20 protein-coding genes and 1 pseudogene are annotated in these 17,420 nt (G+C 46.7%); 14 read left to right on the forward strand and 7 right to left on the reverse strand.

Annotation, left to right across the window (positions count from 1 at the left end; genetic code table 11):
- Positions 1 to 27: 27 nt before the first annotated feature.
- The 3 genes from LRY47_RS06995 to LRY47_RS07005 are packed head-to-tail and all read left to right on the forward strand — an operon-like array spanning position 28 to position 2,927.
- Positions 28 to 1,239, forward strand: a complete 1,212-nt coding sequence (locus LRY47_RS06995; RefSeq protein ID WP_295223688.1) for an argininosuccinate synthase — start codon at positions 28 to 30, stop codon at positions 1,237 to 1,239.
- A 13-nt stretch (positions 1,240 to 1,252) separates the two neighbouring features.
- Entirely contained in the window at positions 1,253 to 2,122 is an 870-nt protein-coding gene (gene glyQ, locus LRY47_RS07000) for a glycine--tRNA ligase subunit alpha (protein ID WP_295223690.1), read from the forward strand.
- Positions 2,123 to 2,168: 46 nt separating this feature from the next.
- The gene (locus LRY47_RS07005) at positions 2,169 to 2,927 is read left to right on the forward strand and encodes a penicillin-binding transpeptidase domain-containing protein (protein ID WP_295223692.1); all 759 of its coding nucleotides are present in this window, start codon (positions 2,169 to 2,171) and stop codon (positions 2,925 to 2,927) included.
- On the opposite strand, the gene nikR is transcribed toward LRY47_RS07005, so the two are convergent.
- Both nikR and rsgA read right to left on the reverse strand, forming a co-directional pair.
- Positions 2,921 to 3,340, reverse strand: coding sequence for a nickel-responsive transcriptional regulator NikR (gene nikR, locus LRY47_RS07010; protein WP_295223693.1), 420 nt, complete (start codon positions 3,338 to 3,340; stop codon positions 2,921 to 2,923). The two genes, LRY47_RS07005 and nikR, sit on opposite strands and share 7 nt — an antisense overlap.
- A 65-nt stretch (positions 3,341 to 3,405) precedes the next feature.
- A complete protein-coding gene (gene rsgA, locus LRY47_RS07015) occupies positions 3,406 to 4,362 on the reverse strand; it encodes a ribosome small subunit-dependent GTPase A (protein ID WP_295223694.1) in 957 nt (318 codons plus the stop codon).
- Positions 4,363 to 4,572: 210 nt separating this feature from the next.
- Here rsgA and tpx point away from each other — a divergent pair, with 210 nt between their 5' ends.
- Positions 4,573 to 5,079, forward strand: coding sequence for a thiol peroxidase (gene tpx, locus LRY47_RS07020; protein WP_295223696.1), 507 nt, complete (start codon positions 4,573 to 4,575; stop codon positions 5,077 to 5,079).
- 24 nt (positions 5,080 to 5,103) lie between these two features.
- On the opposite strand, the gene LRY47_RS07025 is transcribed toward tpx, so the two are convergent.
- Complete coding sequence (locus LRY47_RS07025; RefSeq protein ID WP_295223697.1) at positions 5,104 to 5,700, reverse strand: hypothetical protein; 597 nt, start codon at positions 5,698 to 5,700, stop codon at positions 5,104 to 5,106.
- A gap of 42 nt (positions 5,701 to 5,742) precedes the next feature.
- On the reverse strand, positions 5,743 to 6,297 hold the full coding sequence (locus LRY47_RS07030; protein WP_295223698.1) for a DJ-1 family glyoxalase III: 555 nt from the start codon (positions 6,295 to 6,297) through the stop codon (positions 5,743 to 5,745).
- A gap of 173 nt (positions 6,298 to 6,470) precedes the next feature.
- Between LRY47_RS07030 and LRY47_RS07035 the strand changes: the two genes are divergently transcribed.
- From LRY47_RS07035 to LRY47_RS07080, 10 genes and pseudogenes are all read left to right on the forward strand, one after another.
- Positions 6,471 to 7,037 (forward strand): epoxyqueuosine reductase QueH, encoded by a 567-nt coding sequence (locus LRY47_RS07035; protein WP_295223699.1) that lies wholly within the window; start codon positions 6,471 to 6,473, stop codon positions 7,035 to 7,037.
- 197 nt (positions 7,038 to 7,234) lie between these two features.
- Positions 7,235 to 9,004, forward strand: coding sequence for a methyl-accepting chemotaxis protein (locus LRY47_RS07040; RefSeq protein WP_295223701.1), 1,770 nt, complete (start codon positions 7,235 to 7,237; stop codon positions 9,002 to 9,004).
- A 118-nt stretch (positions 9,005 to 9,122) separates the two neighbouring features.
- Positions 9,123 to 10,076, forward strand: coding sequence for a UDP-glucuronic acid decarboxylase family protein (locus tag LRY47_RS07045; protein ID WP_295223702.1), 954 nt, complete (start codon positions 9,123 to 9,125; stop codon positions 10,074 to 10,076).
- Positions 10,073 to 11,395: pseudogene (locus LRY47_RS07050) on the forward strand (UDP-glucose/GDP-mannose dehydrogenase family protein). The gene LRY47_RS07045 and the pseudogene LRY47_RS07050 overlap by 4 nt, the downstream one beginning before the upstream one ends.
- Before the next feature lie 4 nt (positions 11,396 to 11,399).
- Complete coding sequence (locus tag LRY47_RS07055; protein ID WP_295223703.1) at positions 11,400 to 11,627, forward strand: DUF2905 domain-containing protein; 228 nt, start codon at positions 11,400 to 11,402, stop codon at positions 11,625 to 11,627.
- Between the two features lie 37 nt (positions 11,628 to 11,664).
- Positions 11,665 to 12,084 (forward strand): secondary thiamine-phosphate synthase enzyme YjbQ, encoded by a 420-nt coding sequence (locus LRY47_RS07060; protein ID WP_295223704.1) that lies wholly within the window; start codon positions 11,665 to 11,667, stop codon positions 12,082 to 12,084.
- On the forward strand, positions 12,085 to 12,939 hold the full coding sequence (locus LRY47_RS07065; RefSeq protein ID WP_295223705.1) for a DHHA1 domain-containing protein: 855 nt from the start codon (positions 12,085 to 12,087) through the stop codon (positions 12,937 to 12,939).
- A complete protein-coding gene (gene yihA, locus LRY47_RS07070; protein ID WP_295223706.1) occupies positions 12,929 to 13,501 on the forward strand; it encodes a ribosome biogenesis GTP-binding protein YihA/YsxC in 573 nt (190 codons plus the stop codon). Before LRY47_RS07065 ends, yihA begins: the two co-directional genes overlap by 11 nt.
- Positions 13,467 to 14,045 (forward strand): phospholipase D-like domain-containing protein, encoded by a 579-nt coding sequence (locus tag LRY47_RS07075; protein ID WP_295223713.1) that lies wholly within the window; start codon positions 13,467 to 13,469, stop codon positions 14,043 to 14,045. The genes yihA and LRY47_RS07075 overlap by 35 nt, the downstream gene beginning before the upstream one ends.
- A complete protein-coding gene (locus tag LRY47_RS07080; RefSeq protein WP_295223714.1) occupies positions 14,042 to 14,296 on the forward strand; it encodes a hypothetical protein in 255 nt (84 codons plus the stop codon). The genes LRY47_RS07075 and LRY47_RS07080 overlap by 4 nt, the downstream gene beginning before the upstream one ends.
- Here LRY47_RS07080 and LRY47_RS07085 read toward each other — a convergent pair.
- From LRY47_RS07085 to LRY47_RS07095, 3 genes are read right to left on the reverse strand one after another with little or no spacing between them, the layout of a single operon-like run.
- Complete coding sequence (locus tag LRY47_RS07085) at positions 14,293 to 15,453, reverse strand: MFS transporter (RefSeq protein ID WP_295223716.1); 1,161 nt, start codon at positions 15,451 to 15,453, stop codon at positions 14,293 to 14,295. The genes LRY47_RS07080 and LRY47_RS07085 overlap by 4 nt on opposite strands.
- A 1-nt stretch (position 15,454) precedes the next feature.
- Entirely contained in the window at positions 15,455 to 15,820 is a 366-nt protein-coding gene (locus LRY47_RS07090; protein WP_295223717.1) for a cytochrome c3 family protein, read from the reverse strand.
- Between the two features lie 60 nt (positions 15,821 to 15,880).
- Positions 15,881 to 17,377, reverse strand: a complete 1,497-nt coding sequence (locus LRY47_RS07095) for an FAD-dependent oxidoreductase (RefSeq protein ID WP_295223719.1) — start codon at positions 17,375 to 17,377, stop codon at positions 15,881 to 15,883.
- Positions 17,378 to 17,420: the final 43 nt, after the last annotated feature.

Raw genomic sequence — 17,420 nt, forward strand, 5'->3', positions numbered from 1 at the left:
ACATATACAAATTTTCGGAGGGACAAAATGGCAAAAGATAAAGTTGTTCTCGCCTATTCCGGCGGTCTGGACACATCCGTTATCCTGAAATGGCTCCAGCTTAAGGGTTATGACGTTGTAGCATACGTTGCAGACCTCGGTCAGCTTCCCGATGTTGAAGCCATCAAAGAAAAAGCTATGAAATCCGGCGCAGTGGATTTCTATGCACTCGACCTTAAAGAAGAATTCGTAAAAGACTTCGTTTTTGAAGCGGTAAAATTCAACGCAGTTTACGAAGGCAGATACCTGCTCGGCACTTCTCTTGCACGTCCCATCATCGCAAAGGGAATGGTTGAAGTGGCAGAGAAAACAGGCGCGAAATTCCTTGCGCACGGCGCAACAGGCAAAGGAAACGACCAGGTTCGTTTCGAGCTTACAGCCGCTGCCCTGAACCCCGAACTGAAAACCATAGTTCCGTGGAGAATGCCTGAATTCTTTAACGTTATTAAAGGACGTAAAGAAGCCATGGACTTCGCACAGGAACACGGAATCCCCGTTAAGGCGACTTCTGACAAGCCATGGAGCTCCGACGACAACCTGCTCCACATAAGCTTTGAAGCGGGTATCCTCGAAGACCCGTCAAAACGCCCGCCGGCAGACATGTTTGAATACACTGTCGATCCGAAAAACGCCCCCGACGAAGCGGAAATCATCGAGCTTAAATTTGAGAAGGGCGTGGCTGTCAAACTGAACGGCAAAAAATACTCTCCGGCAGAAATGCTGAAAGAGCTTAACAAAATAGGCGGAAAACACGGCATCGGACGTATAGATATGGTTGAAAGCAGATATGTGGGAATGAAATCCCGCGGTGTGTATGAAACACCCGGCGGCACCATCCTTTACGCTGCACACCGCGACCTTGAGGCGCTTACGCTGGACGGCGCAACCATCAACCTTAAAGAAACCCTTATGCCGAGATTCGCAACTCTGGTATACAACGGTTACTGGTACAGCCCAGAAATGGACTGCCTGCGCGCTCTGCTTGACGAAAGCCAGAAGTTTGTAACAGGCAAAGTCCGTCTCGAACTGTACAAAGGCAACATTACTTGCATCGGACGCGAATCCAAATACTCGCTGTACAACCAGCTTGTGGTTTCCATGGAAGACGACGCGGGCGCATACAACCAGACAGACGCAGTGGGCTTCATCAAGCTCCACGCGCTTCCTCTGAAAGCCCACGCCGCCAGAGCAAAGAAATAACGGAGAAAAGCTAATGTATTTTCAGGACGTCATACTGAAACTTCAAAGATTTTGGGCTGATCAGGGCTGTATAGTGTATCAGCCATACGACATAGAGGTGGGTGCGGGTACATTCAACCCCGCAACATTCCTGCGCTGTCTGGGACCTGAACCATGGAACGTTTGTTATGTGGAACCCAGCCGCAGACCCACAGACGGCAGATACGGGGAAAACCCCAACAGACTCCAGCACTACTATCAGTTTCAGGTGATCCTGAAACCTTCACCCGATAATATTCAGGAACTCTATCTTGAGTCTCTGAAACAGCTCGGCATAGACAAGACAGAACACGACATCCGCTTCGTTGAGGACGACTGGGAATCCCCCACCCTCGGCGCGTGGGGTCTTGGCTGGGAGGTCTGGCTGGACGGTATGGAGATCACCCAGTTCACCTATTTCCAGCAGGCGGGCGGTATCGACCTGAAACCAGTTTCAGGCGAGATAACCTACGGTCTTGAACGTATCACCATGTACCTTCAGGGCGTTGAGTCCGTCTATGACCTTAAGTGGAACGAAAAGATAACCTACAGAGACGTTTACCACGCCAATGAGGTTCAGTATTCCGCCCACAACTTTGAACATGCCGACACGGACATGCTTTTCAAGCTTTTCGACATGTACGAAAACGAATGCAAGAGGCTGAACGGAGTGAACCTGCCCCTTCCGGCATACGACTACTGCCTGAAATGCAGCCACACTTTCAACCTTCTGGATGCCAGAAGCGCAATATCCGTCACCGAACGCACAGGCTATATTGCCCGCGTGCGTTATCTGGCAAAGATATGCGCTGAAAACTATCTGAAACACAGAGAGGAACTCGGTTTTCCTCTTCTGGGAAGATAACAGTCACACACGGGACTGCCGGAAACGGCGGTCCCTTTTTAAGATTATGAAATATTTAATAATTCTGCTCCTCTGTTTCTCAACAGCACACGCATACGAAATTCAGCAATCGGACGTCCTTAAAAAGATTGCCGCTCCCTATAACGCAGCGATAGCTTTCTATCCGGCATCAAAAAACATTCTATACGTTTCAGATATTGCAAAAGCCGCAACCGAAACACTCCCCGCCAGCACGTTTAAAGTTCCCCACGCTCTCGCGGCACTGGATTCAGGTATTATCAAGCCTGACGAAGTATTCAAATGGGACGGTAAAAATCGCGGCAGAGATGAATTGGATCGGGATATGACCCTGAACGAAGCCATAAAAGTCAGTGCCGTGTGGGTGTTTGAAGAGGTCGGAAAAAGGCTCGGACAGGATGTGCTGAACGTATACGTTTCGGCTTTCAACTACGGCAATAAAGATATATCGGGCGATTATCCTTTCTGGCTCATCGGTAATTTGAGAATAAGCCCCGTTGAGGAGATAGATTTCCTGCAGAAATTCAACACGAATTATTTCCGTCTGAATCAGACGGCGGTCAGATACGTTCAGGATGCGATGCTTTCCGGCAGTTTTAAAGGCTGTACGCAATACGCAAAAACAGGCTGGGCAACAAAAGACGGTTCCGGCTGGTATGTGGGATATTACGAATGTCCGGATGAAACCTATTACTTCGCTGTGCGCGTCGCAATAGATTCACCCGAACAATTGAAATTACGTCAGCAGCTTGCCGAACAGGCAGCGGATGTTTTTATAGATCAGTGAATATCCTCGCCTGTTGTGGCGGCGGAAAGTGTACAGTGTTTCAGTCCCTTAACCGATTTAAGCGCGTTATGGAAAGCCTGTATCCTTGAGGCAAGTCCTTTCAGGATAAGAACCTCCATGCAGTTGTGATGGTCAAGGTGGACGTGCTGCGTGCAGACCACAAGCTCACCGAAATCATGCTGGATATCCGTAAGTTTCTGCATAACGCCCGCTTTGTGGTGGTCGTAAACCATGCTTATGGTAGCGGCAACGTCAGTGTTCTCCGTCAGCCATTCATTTTCTATGAGCGCCTTGCGCATTATACTTTTGACACCCTCCGAACGGGTGGGATAGCCGTTATCCGCAAGGAATTTCTCAAACTGCTCCAGAAGCGGTTCATCTATGGATACCGTAATTCTTGTAACATTAGGCATAAAACACCTCAGATTAAAACATAAGCCAGCATATCATATTTCGTTCAGTTTTGAAACTGCCTATATCAGTGACGGGTTCCGCCCAGTTTTTTGATCTGTTTCACAGTCTTTGACAACTTTTTATCCCTGACTTTCCGCTCTGATTCGTTCTTCGCCGCCGACTCTTTTTTCAGCTTATGCATACCGGCAAGTCTTTCAGCACTCAGCGCACCGGACGCCACAGCCGCAAGAACTGCACAATCCGGCTCGCCAGTGTGCGTGCAGTCGGAAAAACGGCACATTTTCGCATATTTTGCTATGTCGTCGAACACCTCTTCAACGGCACCAGCATCACCGCCAATCCCAACCTCACGAATCCCAGGCGTGTCTATGAAAGAATATCCTTTTCCGGTCTCTATGAAGTGTCTGGCAGTTGTCGTATGTTTGCCTTTTCCGTCGCTCTCGCGCACGGCGGACGTTTCAAAGTCTGTATTGCAAAATGCATTGAGCAGACTTGATTTTCCGGCGCCGGAAAGTCCTGCAAGACAGATTATATCCCCTTCCGAAAAATAAGCGGAAAGCTCACCGATACCCTCGCCGGTGACGGTACTGGTACAAAACACGGGAATATCCGCCGCTTCTTTGACCTCGCTCTCTGCAACGGCAGCGTCCACAGGATTCACAAGGTCGCACTTGGTCAGCGCCACAACAGGCTGTATCCCTGCCGACGCGGCAAGCACCAGAAAGCGCTCCAGTCTGCGGATGCTGAATCCGGCTCCCATCGCCATCACTATGAGCAGATGTGTTGCGTTCGCCGCCAGAACCTGCATCCCAGCGCCGCCAGAAGGACTGCTTCTTTTCAGCTCCGTTTTACGAGGCTCTATGCTCTCTATAACGTATCCGTCGGAACAGACGACCATATCACCAACAACAGGGAGGCTTTCTGCGGTATTTCTTAATTTGCCGGAAAGCACCGCACGGTATCCGCCCTTAAGTTCATAAATTTCTCTGGATGCAAAGATAACTCTGAATCTATCGTTCATTTCCATTCTCCGTATTTTTAAGTCAGTGGTATTGTTAAGGTTTTGAGAAACGGACGAAAAGGCACAAAAGACCCTCTGATCTTTTAAACCTATGTCCGCATTAAGCAATCGGATTTTTGGAAATGTTTGTAAACAAAAAACACCTTTTTTCTGTCAATACAGGATAGAATAAGTGTATAATCGCATACATTCAAAATCAAGGAGATTTTTATGGAAAAAACCGGCATCGTAACCATGAAAGGCAATCCCATGACACTCGTCGGCGGCGAAGTGAAGGTCGGCGATAAAGCGCCCGATTTTACAGTAGTCTCCCAGACACTCGCTCCCGTATCACTTAAAGACTATGCGGGCAAAACGAAAGTTATCAGCGTTACCCCTTCTCTGGACACTCCCGTCTGTGATTTCCAACTCCGCAGACTTAACACAGAAGTAGCGTCAATGGGCGACGACATTGTTATGCTGAACATCAGCATGGATCTTCCGTTCGCAATCAAAAGATTCTGCACAGTCGCCGAAATTGACAAGGCTGTGGCTCTCAGCGACCACAAAGAAGCTTCCTTCGGAACAGCTTTCGGCGTTCTGATAAAAGAACTGCGTCTGCTCGCACGCGCCGTTTTCGTCGTGGACAAAAACGATGTTGTGACCTATGCGGAAATTGTTCCCGAAGCTACAAACGCTCCCGATTACGAAAAACTGACCGCTTTTATAAAGAAATAAAGAGAAGGGGCGCGAGCCCCTTTTTCATGCTGTAAACGTAGTTTCTATATCCATTTTGCCGCTGTCAAAGGCAAAGGTGGAGTCATAATGCTCCTTGCCGTCGAACAGGTCGGCGTATTCTTTCAGCAGGGCGTCTATCTCTTTCTTGCTGTCGGCATTCTCATACTTAATCTGGAACTCTATGGCTCTTTCAAACTTCGGCATTTCAGATGCCAGCCCGATAAAAGTCTTCATCTTGTCTGAAAGATCCGTATTATTCTCAAAAAGCTCCTGAATCTCGCCGATATCGTCCCTGTCACCCGTAACTTTCAGACTGCCATCCGAACCAACGGTGAAAGTGACCGCCTCATCAGTGCTGATGCCCGCCCTCTTGAAAGCATCGTTGATCTGATCTTCCATATAGGCGGAAATTTCCTCCACATTCTGACGCGTGGGCAGAAGGGGCTGATCAACGGAAAGGGTACTTCCTTCCGCCGCCGCATTGAACAGATCCACAGCAGATGTGTCGGACATGTTCATCATCATTAACGTAAAATCCACTTGTTCAGAAACAGTTGACGGTTTTTTGAACTGAACGTTCCCGTCGTTTTCAGTTTCTTTAACACTCCATATACTGTTCATAATTGCACCTCGTATACAGAATGTCAGCAAATTATGTGCTAATTACTTCAGATCGTAGAGCATTGCCTCGCGCAGTTCCTGTGCCGCCTCATCGCTTTTCAGAAGTTCCACCAGAGTAAAGGCAAATTCCGGCGCTGTTGCAGGTCCGCGGCTGGTTATAATGTGTTCGTCAACCACAACCTCTGCCACCTGATAGTCGCATACCTGTTCAACAATGCCTTTGTATGCCGGATAACAGGTCATCATGCAGTCTTTTATCAGCCCGCTCTTTGCAAGTATATAGGGCGCCGCACATATGGCAGCTATAAATTTTTCCTCGCGGTTATATTTTTCAACGATATTTCTGACCTGCTCATTCCCGTCTATGTTCTTAGCACCGAGAGACCCGCCCGGCAAAACTATCATGTCATAATCATCTGAATCTATTTTGGAAATCTCAGTATCCGCCTGAACACACATCCCTCTGGCACTCTCAACAAGTCCCGCTTTCAGTGAACATGTAACAGTATCTATCTCCGCTCGGCGAAGTATATCAATGACCGTCACCGCTTCTATCTCTTCAAATCCGTCTGCAAGAATAACAAGTACTTTTTTCATATCTCACCTCACAGCATAAAATAACATGAAAACGACCTCGAACTCTATTGAATTAAACCAGGAAATCAATTAAAATCGCTGAAAGTTTCTACGGAGATCAGTGTGAAAAAAATCTGTCTCAACCCCGCCGATATGCCCAAAAAATTGAAGAATCCGTCTGAAGTGAGCATGTGATGAATATACTCCTGCATCAGTGCTGCGGCCCCTGTTCCGTTTACCCTGTGGAAATATTAAAGGGCATGGGACACAGCATCGCGGGTTACTGGTTCAACCCGAACATCCACCCCGTGACCGAATATTTCAAGAGATTTGAGACTCTCGCACAGTTTAACAGAGAGGAGAATATCCCTCTGTTCGCCGACAATGTATACGGTGTTCAGGAGTTCACAAAGAACGTTGCCCAGGACATAGCGAATCGTTGCGCATATTGCTACGCCATTCGGCTGGAAGCTGCTGCAAAAAAAGCAAAAGAGGAAGGTTTCCACGCGTTCACCAGCACCCTGTTCTACAGCAGGTACCAGAACCACGAACTCATGAAAAAAATCGCTCAGGAAATATCCATGCGTTTTGCCATAGATTTTTTCTATCATGACTTCCGCGAAGGGTGGCAGAAAGGCATAGACTGCTCAAAGGAACGCAACATGTACCGACAGCCCTACTGCGGGTGCATATACAGTGAAGAGGACCGATATATCAGACAGATAAATAAAAAGATAAACTCAATAACGTCACACTCTTAGTTAACTAATTAATATCCATTGTTCGTTCAAATATTTTCCGTTTGACAATATAATTGTATATATGACATTATTATTAAACATAGTTCGGCAATTTATTTTTCACCATTGCTGAATATTCATACACAACCTACGCCTCTTTTTTTATTGATAAACGTTTTTAAGACGTTCGCACCGGATATTTTGATTTGGAGGCAAAAATGAGCAGTTTCACACGCAGGATAAGCGTGTCCGCGCAGCTTCTGCTGCCTATCACGTTTATCTCTATTCTTATCTTTGCGGTCATAATAATGATGACGCGCTACTACAACAATATTAATGCCGAAGGTATAGCCCAGATGCGTTCGGCAGAAATGAACCGCATTCTCAAGTATTACGTCGCAGAAGTGCTTGCCAGCGATGTTACAGAAAGTGCAAAATATTCGCAGATAAGTAAATTTGTGGATTCAAACAAACTGGGTGAAAACGGATATTTCTTCATTATGGACGAAACCGGCAACGTTTTATTTCATGTTAATCACCAGCTTATCGGCACCAGTATAACCAATTATGATTTCATAAAAACCATGCTGGAAAACAAAAACGGCTCCATAACATATGATTTCAACGGCAAAACAAAGGTTGTGGACTATTCCAACCTGCCGGACAATAAGTGGATACTCGCCGCAGGATATGAGGTCAATGAACTCTTTGCATCATTCCGCATGGTTGAGAGGAACATCGCCCTAATCAGCATCGGCGGACTTATGGTTCTTCTCCTTTCGACTGCTCTTACAGTCAGGCTGTTCAAAGGAAACATTGAAAAAATGCTGAGTTCTTTCGTAAGCGTTGCCAAAGGCGACCTGAAATACACCGGAACACACGGATTCAGCTCCTGCTGTTCCGACCACATGCACTGCAACGACAAGAACTGCTCCGCATACGGAATTCAGGGTGAACCGTGTTATCTGACCGTCGGAAGCGAGGCACCGAACTTCGGCATGGAAATTCAATGTGAAAAGCTGAAAAACGGGGAATTAAAATCATGCGACGACTGCAGTTACTATGCGAAAGAACTCAAATCCGGTAATGAATTTTCAAAACTCACTCAATATAATTCGGCAATGCTCATTAAACTAGCCCGCTCTCTGAAAAGCATCAGAGAGACAGCGGATAAACTGAATCTCGGTTCCACAACGCTTTCATCTTCCACAGAAGAGCTTGGCGCAAACATAACCCAGCAGAATCAGGAAGTTTCCCAGATATCAACAGCCATGCACCAGATCAACGCAGGCGTTGAGGACGTTGCGGCGAAAGTGACCGAAACTGAAAATCTGGCAAAACAGAGCCGTGAATATGCCGAAAACTCCGAACATAAGACACAGGAGGGCGAAAAACTGGCAGGGGAAATGGTCATATCAAGTAAATCGCTCATAGATAATATAAATACCCTGAAAAGCAACTCGGAATCCATGTACGATATACTGGGACTGATAAACGATATCGCCGACCAGACCAACCTGCTTTCCCTTAACGCCGCAATAGAAGCGGCAAGAGCGGGCGAAGCCGGCAGAGGTTTCGCAGTTGTCGCGGACGAAGTGCGTAAGCTGGCGGAAAGAACGGTATCGTCCGTAAAAGAAATATCAGACATAATCAACCAGAACAACAAACAGGTCGAAAGCGCAGTTAAAAACGTTGAAAAGAACATCAACATGATAAGCGGCATCTCGGATTTCATGGGCAACCTGAAAGAGATGGCTCAGCTTACGAAAAATAACTCAATCCTGACATCTGACAACATATCGCAGGTTGTTTCCGCTGTACAGGAACAGGCGGCGGCAATTTCCCAGATGGAACAGGCGATACAGAACGTTTCCGTGGGCATAGACGAAATAACTCAGGCAACGTCGGTTCTGGCGGAGATGAGTACGGAACTCAGCACCGACGGGCATGTGCTTGAGGAAGAAACAGGTCGCTACAAATATTCCTGATAAAAATATCAACGACTATGGAGGGTTGGTGTTTTTCACCAGCCCTTTTTTTTCGCCTCTTTTTTATCTCTGCTGTTTATGCTAAGATATTTTTTTATACTTTAATACGGAAGGGTACATGAAAAGAATACTTGTCACCGGCGGCTCCGGTTTCCTTGGCAGCCATCTTTGCGACAGACTCCTTAAAGACGGACACGAGGTTCTGTGTGTAGACAACTTCTTCACCGGAAGAAGGGATAACGTAAAACATCTTCTAGATAATAAAAACTTTGAAATTCTCCGCCACGACATCACTTTCCCGCTCTATGTGGAAGTGGACGAGATATACAACCTTGCCTGCCCTGCAAGCCCTGTGCATTACCAGTTTGACCCGGTACAGACAACCAAAACGTCTGTAATGGGTGCCATAAACATGCTGGGTCTTGCCAAAAGACTCAAGGTAAGGATATTTCAGGCTTCAACTTCAGAAGTATACGGCGATCCGGAAATTCACCCCCAGCCTGAAACGTATCGCGGCGCTGTAAACCCCATAGGCATCAGAGCGTGCTACGACGAAGGAAAACGCTGTGCGGAAACTCTCTTTTTCGATTATAACCGCCAGCACAAAGTTGACATAAAAGTTGTGCGCATCTTCAACACCTATGGTCCCAGAATGCACCCCAACGACGGACGAGTGGTGAGCAATTTCATCGTTCAGGCACTCAAAAATGAGGACATAACAATATACGGAACCGGAAGCCAGACAAGAAGCTTCTGCTTTTGCGACGACCTCATCGAAGGTTTCATCCGTATGATGAACTCAAGAGAGGGCTTGACCGGACCCGTTAACCTCGGTAACCCAGGCGAGTTTACAATTTTACAACTTGCGCAGAAGGTCATAGATATGGTAGGCAGCAAGAGCAAGCTCGTATTCCAGCCTCTGCCGCAGGATGACCCCATGCAGAGAAAGCCAGATATCACCCTTGCGAAAACGGAGCTGAATTGGGAACCGAAGGTACAGCTTGAGGAAGGACTTAAACACACAATAAAGTATTTTGAAGAACTCTTGAGAAAACAAGGAGACATTAAATGAATATTTCTGTTATAGGGACAGGATATGTCGGACTGGTCACAGGGGCATGTTTTGCGGAAATGGGCAACAGAGTCATCTGTGTCGATATTGACGAAAAAAAAGATTAAAACCTCAAAAACGGGATAATCCCGATATATGAACCGGGACTTGACACCATCGTTCTGAACAATGTGAAATCAGGCGACCTCTCTTTCACCACAAAGATTGAAGAGGCACTTGTAAAATCGAACATCTGCTTCATCGCCGTGGGAACACCCATGGGGGAAGACGGAAGCGCCGATCTTCAATACGTCCTGCGCGTTGCGGACAGCATCGGTCAGTACATGGATAAACACATGTACATCATAGACAAATCAACCGTTCCAGTCGGCACGGCGGACAAAGTGCGCGAAACCGTTTCCGCTGCGCTGAAAAAACGCGGAAGCAGCCTGACTTTCGATGTTATATCAAACCCCGAATTCCTTAAAGAGGGCGCGGCGGTATCGGACTTTATGAAACCCGACAGAGTTGTTGTCGGTGCAGACAGCAACGAAGCGCTTGATGTTATGCGCGAACTCTACGCACCCTTCACAGTCAACCACGAAAGATTCATCGACATGGACATCCGTTCCGCGGAAATGACAAAATATGCGGCAAACGCAATGCTCGCAACAAAGATATCCTTCATCAACGAGATATCAAACATATGCGAAAAAGTGGGCGCAGACGTTAACAAAGTGCGACGCGGCATAGGCAGCGATTCCAGAATCGGCTACAGCTTCATCTATCCCGGATGCGGATACGGCGGCAGCTGTTTCCCCAAAGACGTACAGGCGCTCATACGCACTGCGAAGAACAACGGGTATGAACCCAAGATACTCAATGCTGTCGAAGACGTGAACTACGCTCAGAAAAAGGTCATAGTTCAGAAGGTCATCAAACGTTTCGGAAGCGACCTTAAAGGTAAAACATTCGCCGTTTGGGGTCTCTCTTTCAAACCGGAAACAGACGACATGCGTGAGGCAGCTTCAATCACCATTATCAACGAACTGACCGCTCTGGGTGCAAAGATAAAAGCATACGATCCCAAAGCTATTCATGAGGCTAAGGTATGCTATCTGAAAGGCAACGACGCGGTTGAATATGTTGACAGCAAATATACAGCTCTTCAGGGTGCCGACGCCATGATACTCATAACCGAGTGGAAAGAGTTCAGAAGCCCCGATTTTGAAGAAATAAAAAAATCACTCATAAACCCCGTTATCTTCGACGGACGCAACCAGTACAAAAAAGAGAAACTGGCGGAGAATGGGTTTGAGTATTACCAGATAGGCGTATAAAACCTTGCAGACAAACGATATTGCAAGATTTCTAATAATTACGGGTATAGTAATCGCGGCGGCAGGAGCAGTGGTGCTCCTGCTGTCAAAATTTGGCGGTATAAATCTGGGCAGGCTCCCCGGAGATATCAACATCCGCAGGGAGAATTTCTCCTTCCATTTCCCCATAGTTACTTCGATAGTCGTGAGCGTGATCATTACCATCATACTGAACCTGTTTTTCAGAAAATAACCTTTCAATAATAAAAGATTCCTGTTAGTTTATAACTATGAAGTCATATAGAAAGGAATTATGGTTCAACACGTCCGCAAGGATGGAATTTGTGAACATAACCCGCGATGTGGAGGAATGCCTCCGCGAAAGCGGTATTAAAGAGGGGCTGTGTCTGGTGAACGCCATGCACATCACCGCATCGGTCTTTATAAACGATAATGAGTCAGGACTCCATCAGGACTATAAGGACTGGTTGGAAAAACTGGCTCCCCACGAACCCTTAAGCCTTTACAGACACAACCGCACCGGCGAAGACAACGGGGACGCACACCACAAACGCCAGATAATGGGACGCGAGGTCGTAGTCGCTGTTACTGAGGGAAAGCTTGATTTCGGACCGTGGGAGAGCATCTTCTACGGCGAGTTTGACGGCAGAAGAAAGAAAAGAGTTCTTGTTAAGATAATCGGGGAATAGATGCTATTACACATTTCACACAACGATTTGGACGGCGTTACATGCGGCGTTCTCACAAAAAAATTTCTGCGGGAAGTTGACAACATTTTTTGTAATTATAACGAGATAGACCAGATACTCGCGGAGGTTAATACCTCCGAGTACGAAAGAATACTCATAACCGATATGTCACCCGGCAAGCGGGCTTTTGAAAGACTTCTGGGCGAAATAGAGATGATAATCATCGACCACCACGAATCCTCCGTATGGCTCACAGAAATGACCGAGTGTGTCCATAACATTAAAAAATCCGCAACTCTGCTTACTTTTGAATGGCTGAAAGACATGGGAAAGGATGTTGAACCATACAGAGAACTTGCGGAGTGCGTAAACGATTTTGATATGTGGCACCTGAAACGCAAGGACAGTCTACAGATGAATATGCTGTTCATGAAACTGGGCGTTGAGCGTTATATGGAAAGATTCTCCCGCAGACCGTACAACGGGTTCAACAGCGACGAACAGATTATAGTTGAACTTGAGACTGAACGCAGAGATAAATATATCCACTCCGCATCAAAATCCGGATTTTCCATGAAAGATATACAAGGGCTGGATTTCTTCGTTGTTTTTGCGGAAGAATACAGCTCGGAACTCGGCAACCATATAATAAAAGACCTTGAAATGGATTACGTCATTATCATAAATATGCAGAGGCGCAAGGTGTCTCTCCGTTCCCGCCCCGCTGTGGACGTGCGGAAACTGGCGGAACAGAACGGCGGAGGCGGACATAAGAACGCAGCCGGATTTTCGTTCGATTTCGATTTCGGCACAATGGATTTCCTCCACGAAATAGGAGTAATACATGAAGGCTGAATTTATAACTTCTGCGAAAGAACCTAAAGGTTACCCTCTGACGGAATTTCCTGAAGTCGCATTCTGCGGGCGAAGCAACGTAGGCAAATCCAGCATGATAAACACACTGCTAGGAACCCGCAAACTGGTAAAGGTCGGCAAAACACCCGGTAAAACCCGTCTGGTTAACTTTTTTCTTGTGCAGGACAGCATTATGCTGGTTGACCTGCCCGGCTACGGTTATGCGAAGGTTTCCAAAGAAGAAAAAAAGCAATGGGCGGAAACTATTGAAAACTACCTCACAGAACGCCGTCAGCTTACCACCTGCGTACTCATTCTTGATATACGCCGCGACCCCAACGAGGACGACCTTGGAATGCTGTTCTGGTTCAGCCACTACAATATCAGAACAATAATCGCACTGACAAAGTGCGACAAACTGTCAAACAACCAGAACGCAAGCAGACTCGCAGCCATCAGCAAACAGCTTAATCTGCCACGTGAATCCTTTGTGCTTTTCAGCTCACTCACAGGAAAAGGAAAAGATGATGTTTGGAAGAAAATACAGGAAGTTATGGCTTAAACTATTTTCAATACTCGCCATATTTGTCTCCCTGTTCGTATATACAAACCTGAAGGCGGACATAAAGGAATATGAATCCACAGTGTCTATCCTGACCAATGAAGAACTGCTCCCAGTGTTCGTACACGACATATCGAACGCTAAACAGTCCATCTATATGGCTATATACATGTTCAAAACGTCGGATTTCAAACCCGGCGACACCGAGATAATCAAGCAGGCACTCATAAAAGCGGCGAAAAGCGGTGTGAAAGTTTACGTCGTAATGGATGATTCCAACAGCAAAGACATCACGGGAAAAATAAACCGCGAAACGGGAGACGAGCTGAAACAAGCGGGAATAAAAGTGGTCTACGACTCGAAAAAGAAACGTCTTCATGCCAAAACCACCGTAATTGATGGTAAAATAACCTATATAGGCAGTCACAACTACACTGTGAGTGCCATGAAATATAACGACGAGATAACCGCCAGAATCGTATCCGACGGTGCATCTGCCGAAACAACAGAGTATATCAAATCCATCAAAAGAGGAGAAAAATGAAAGTTTTTTTGCTTGCGATGTTTTCAGCCGTACTTTGCGTATCCTGCGGTTCCGAACCGAAAACTCCTGCCGATGAACTGTTTCTTTCCAAATGTTCAAGATGTCACGGCTCACAGCTTGCACTGGAAAAGAAAAAGACTTATGAACAGTGGCTTGACACCATCAAAAGGATGGAAAATTTCGGATTGGAAATAAGCGGCGGCGAAAGAAAATCCATCGCAAAATATCTGGTGGAAAAGAAAAAGAACTAAGCCTCCATCGAACGTATTTTTCTTCCGTTACCGACAAAAGTGCCGCATGTGAAAAGAGTTCCCGCTATGCCTGCCAGTCCGAAAATGATAAAAACCGACTCTACTCCAAACCATTTGTGTCCGAGCAATATGCCACCGATAAATGACGAAACGGCGAAACTGATATTGATGCATGTATTATACATCCCCAGCACATAAGCTTCGTTGCCCTTTGATATCCCTACTGTAAGCGCTATTGACGATGTCTTTGAAAGTGAAGAGAAAAAACCGACCCCTGCCATAAGCGTCCAGAACAGGACATCAGATGCGGAAAAGACCAGCACAACAATCAGAAGCGACACCGCAAGCGAAGAAACCGTCATGATAAGCAGTTTGTCGTATCTGTCGGTCAGATACCCGCACAAAGGCATACATAGAGCTGAAATCGCGCACATGACCGCCATGGCTAGTCCGATTCTGTCAGCTGTCATATTAAACGACGCAGACAGGAATACTGGAAGAAAAACAGAAACGGCTGAAATACCGAAAGTGCGTGTAAAAATGTATATCATCATACTTTTGTGTGCCGAAGAAAGTTCACACGGAACAGGTCTTCTTTCCTGTACGCTGTCATCCGTAAATAATGAAGCAACAATTGCGGCTGTGTTCACCGCCGCAACAAAGGCAAAAAGAGCGCTCGCACCGTATCTTTCAGCTATAAACCCGCCTATCGCAGGTCCCGTTGCCAGAGCGAAGTAGAAGACGGTTTCAAATCCGCCGAAAAACCTTCCCATCTTATTTTCGGGACACTTTTCCCCTATTCCCGCCATTGCCATCGGACGAACCAGCCCCGCTCCCGCTCCATACAGCAGCTGGCAAAGTAACATCCAGCCGACAGAGACTGGTGCAACCAGATAACCGATTGATGCCGCCAGACAGAAATAACACCCGAGGCGAATAAATTGACCGCTTCCGAACCTCCCTGCATATCGCCCTCCGAGATAACCTGAAACTATTTTCGCAGCGGCATAACCTGCCATGACCCATGCCAGCCCCACCGAACCGCTTATATTCGCTGCCCAGTAGACAGGCAGAAACGGTCCGGCGGCAGCAGTTCCGGCGGAAACAAAGAGCATTACCGCAAAAAGAGGTTTAAATCTTTTTTCGGTTGGTCTCATGTCATTTCACGTTCATGTTATTTTCAAATGCGTGACAGCCATCCTGATTGCAATACAGCTTTGAAGGCTCATGGATGCTGTGGCAAAGGGTGCATCTAAGTTCACCCTGATGCGAATCATGAGGATTGACCTTAACTTCGTGTCCGTTGTTCTTATATGTTTTTATCTCCCCTCTATGGTCGGCATGGCAGGTTTTACACACGGACGCAGGAGCTTTCTTTTCGGGAGTTTTTGTCCCATGGCAGTCTTCGCAGGCAATCCCTCTGTCTTTGTGCGCGCCTCTTAGGTCACCCGACCCAGCTATGGCAATTGAACAGATAAAAGAAAAGACCATGATACAAATAACAGTAAAAAATGCTTTTTTCATTTTTTTCTCCTATAAACAGAGGGAGCGGAACTCTCCGCTCCCAATGGTCCCCCCAACCAGCTATTTAACGGTTGAAATATATTTGCCAGCGTGTTCCCCTGCGATTCTGCCTGAGTTCACAGCAAAGCCTATCGTACTGCCAGCCATAAGCAGGTCATAGCTGTCTCCGTACATACCGCCGGCATCATTTCCCACCGCATAAAGACCGTCTATGACTTTTCCGTTTGTTCCGACAACCTGAAGATTTTCGGTAACTTTCGCACCGCCAAGTGTTCCAAGTGCCGTAGGCATGGATTTGACCGCATAGAAGGGACCTTTTGCAACTGCCTGAATGTATTTGGGATCTTTTGCAAAGTCGTCATCGTGTTTCTTCTCTGCAAAAGTGTTGTATCTCTCAATCGTTGCTCTCAACACTTTGGGATCAGCACCCATTTTCTGAGCAAGTTCTTCGATTGTCTTTCCTGAATAAGCGATTCCCTGTTTGATACCTCTGTCAAGCTCGGCATCCAGTTTGGTCAGCTTTGTTTTAACGGGAACCATAACACCGACACCTACATCAAGCCCCTGCTGCATCATATAATTTTTGGTGTTTGTATCGAAAACCGCATACATAAGACCGCCGATGCGCTCAAGTGCGTTTCCTGCGAAAGGCCATTGGAAAATAATCATCTCATCACAAAATCTCTCGCCGTGTGGATCAACCCAAAGATAAGGCTGGCGTGCTGTGGCGATAAGCTGAGAATCTGTCGCCTCCCCGGGCATACCTGGTCTGTATGACTGAACAACTTCCGTACCTTCCAGTGCGGCACCTGCATCTATCATCATCTGTATGCCGTCGCCTGTCTTCCCGACGTTTCCGACCGGAACGATATCGGGAAATCTGGTATATTTTTTCAGCATTTCCTTGTTGTTAAGGAATCCGCCTGTGGCTATTACAACAGCTTTTGCGTTGATAATGACCTTTTCGCCTTCAACGTCTTCGGCAATAACGCCTGCCGCTTTTCCATCTTTCATGATAATGCTTTTGCCTGCTGTTTCGCTGAGCAGTGTGATATTAAGCTGCGGAAATTTCGCACGCAGAGTTTCGAGCATGGTTTTGCCTCTGCCTTTAAAAATGTGCCATGACTGAAGACCGCCGGGATAGTTGGCAGTAAGCTCCTGAAATTCCACACCCTGAGCCTCAAGCCAGTCTATGGTTTCCGGTGATTTGTTTACGAACGCCCTGACAAGTTTGGCATTTGCGCGCCAGTGGCTGTAGTTCATGATCATTTTGAATGCGTCGTCTTTCAAAAGAACGATATTGCGTTCCTGCTGCATCTTACTTTCAGCGCCGAAAATACCTTCCGAAAATTTTCCGGTACCGCCGGGAGACGGTTGTTTTTCAAGAACTATTACGCTTTTCGCGCCTGACTGTGCCGCTGAATATGCCGCGGCAGTGCCGGATCCTCCACCTCCGACAACTACAACATCGGCAGACATTGTTTTGTCTGCAAATGCGGTGGAAACACAAAACATAAGTGAGAACAATGTGAGAAAGAATTTACGAAATCCACTCATCTGTAACCTCCTAAATGGCAGGGAAAATTTGCCCTGCTCTTAT

This window comes from Seleniivibrio sp., from assembly GCF_021209385.1.
In the GTDB taxonomy this organism is placed as follows: Bacteria; Chrysiogenota; Deferribacteres; order Deferribacterales; family Geovibrionaceae; genus Seleniivibrio.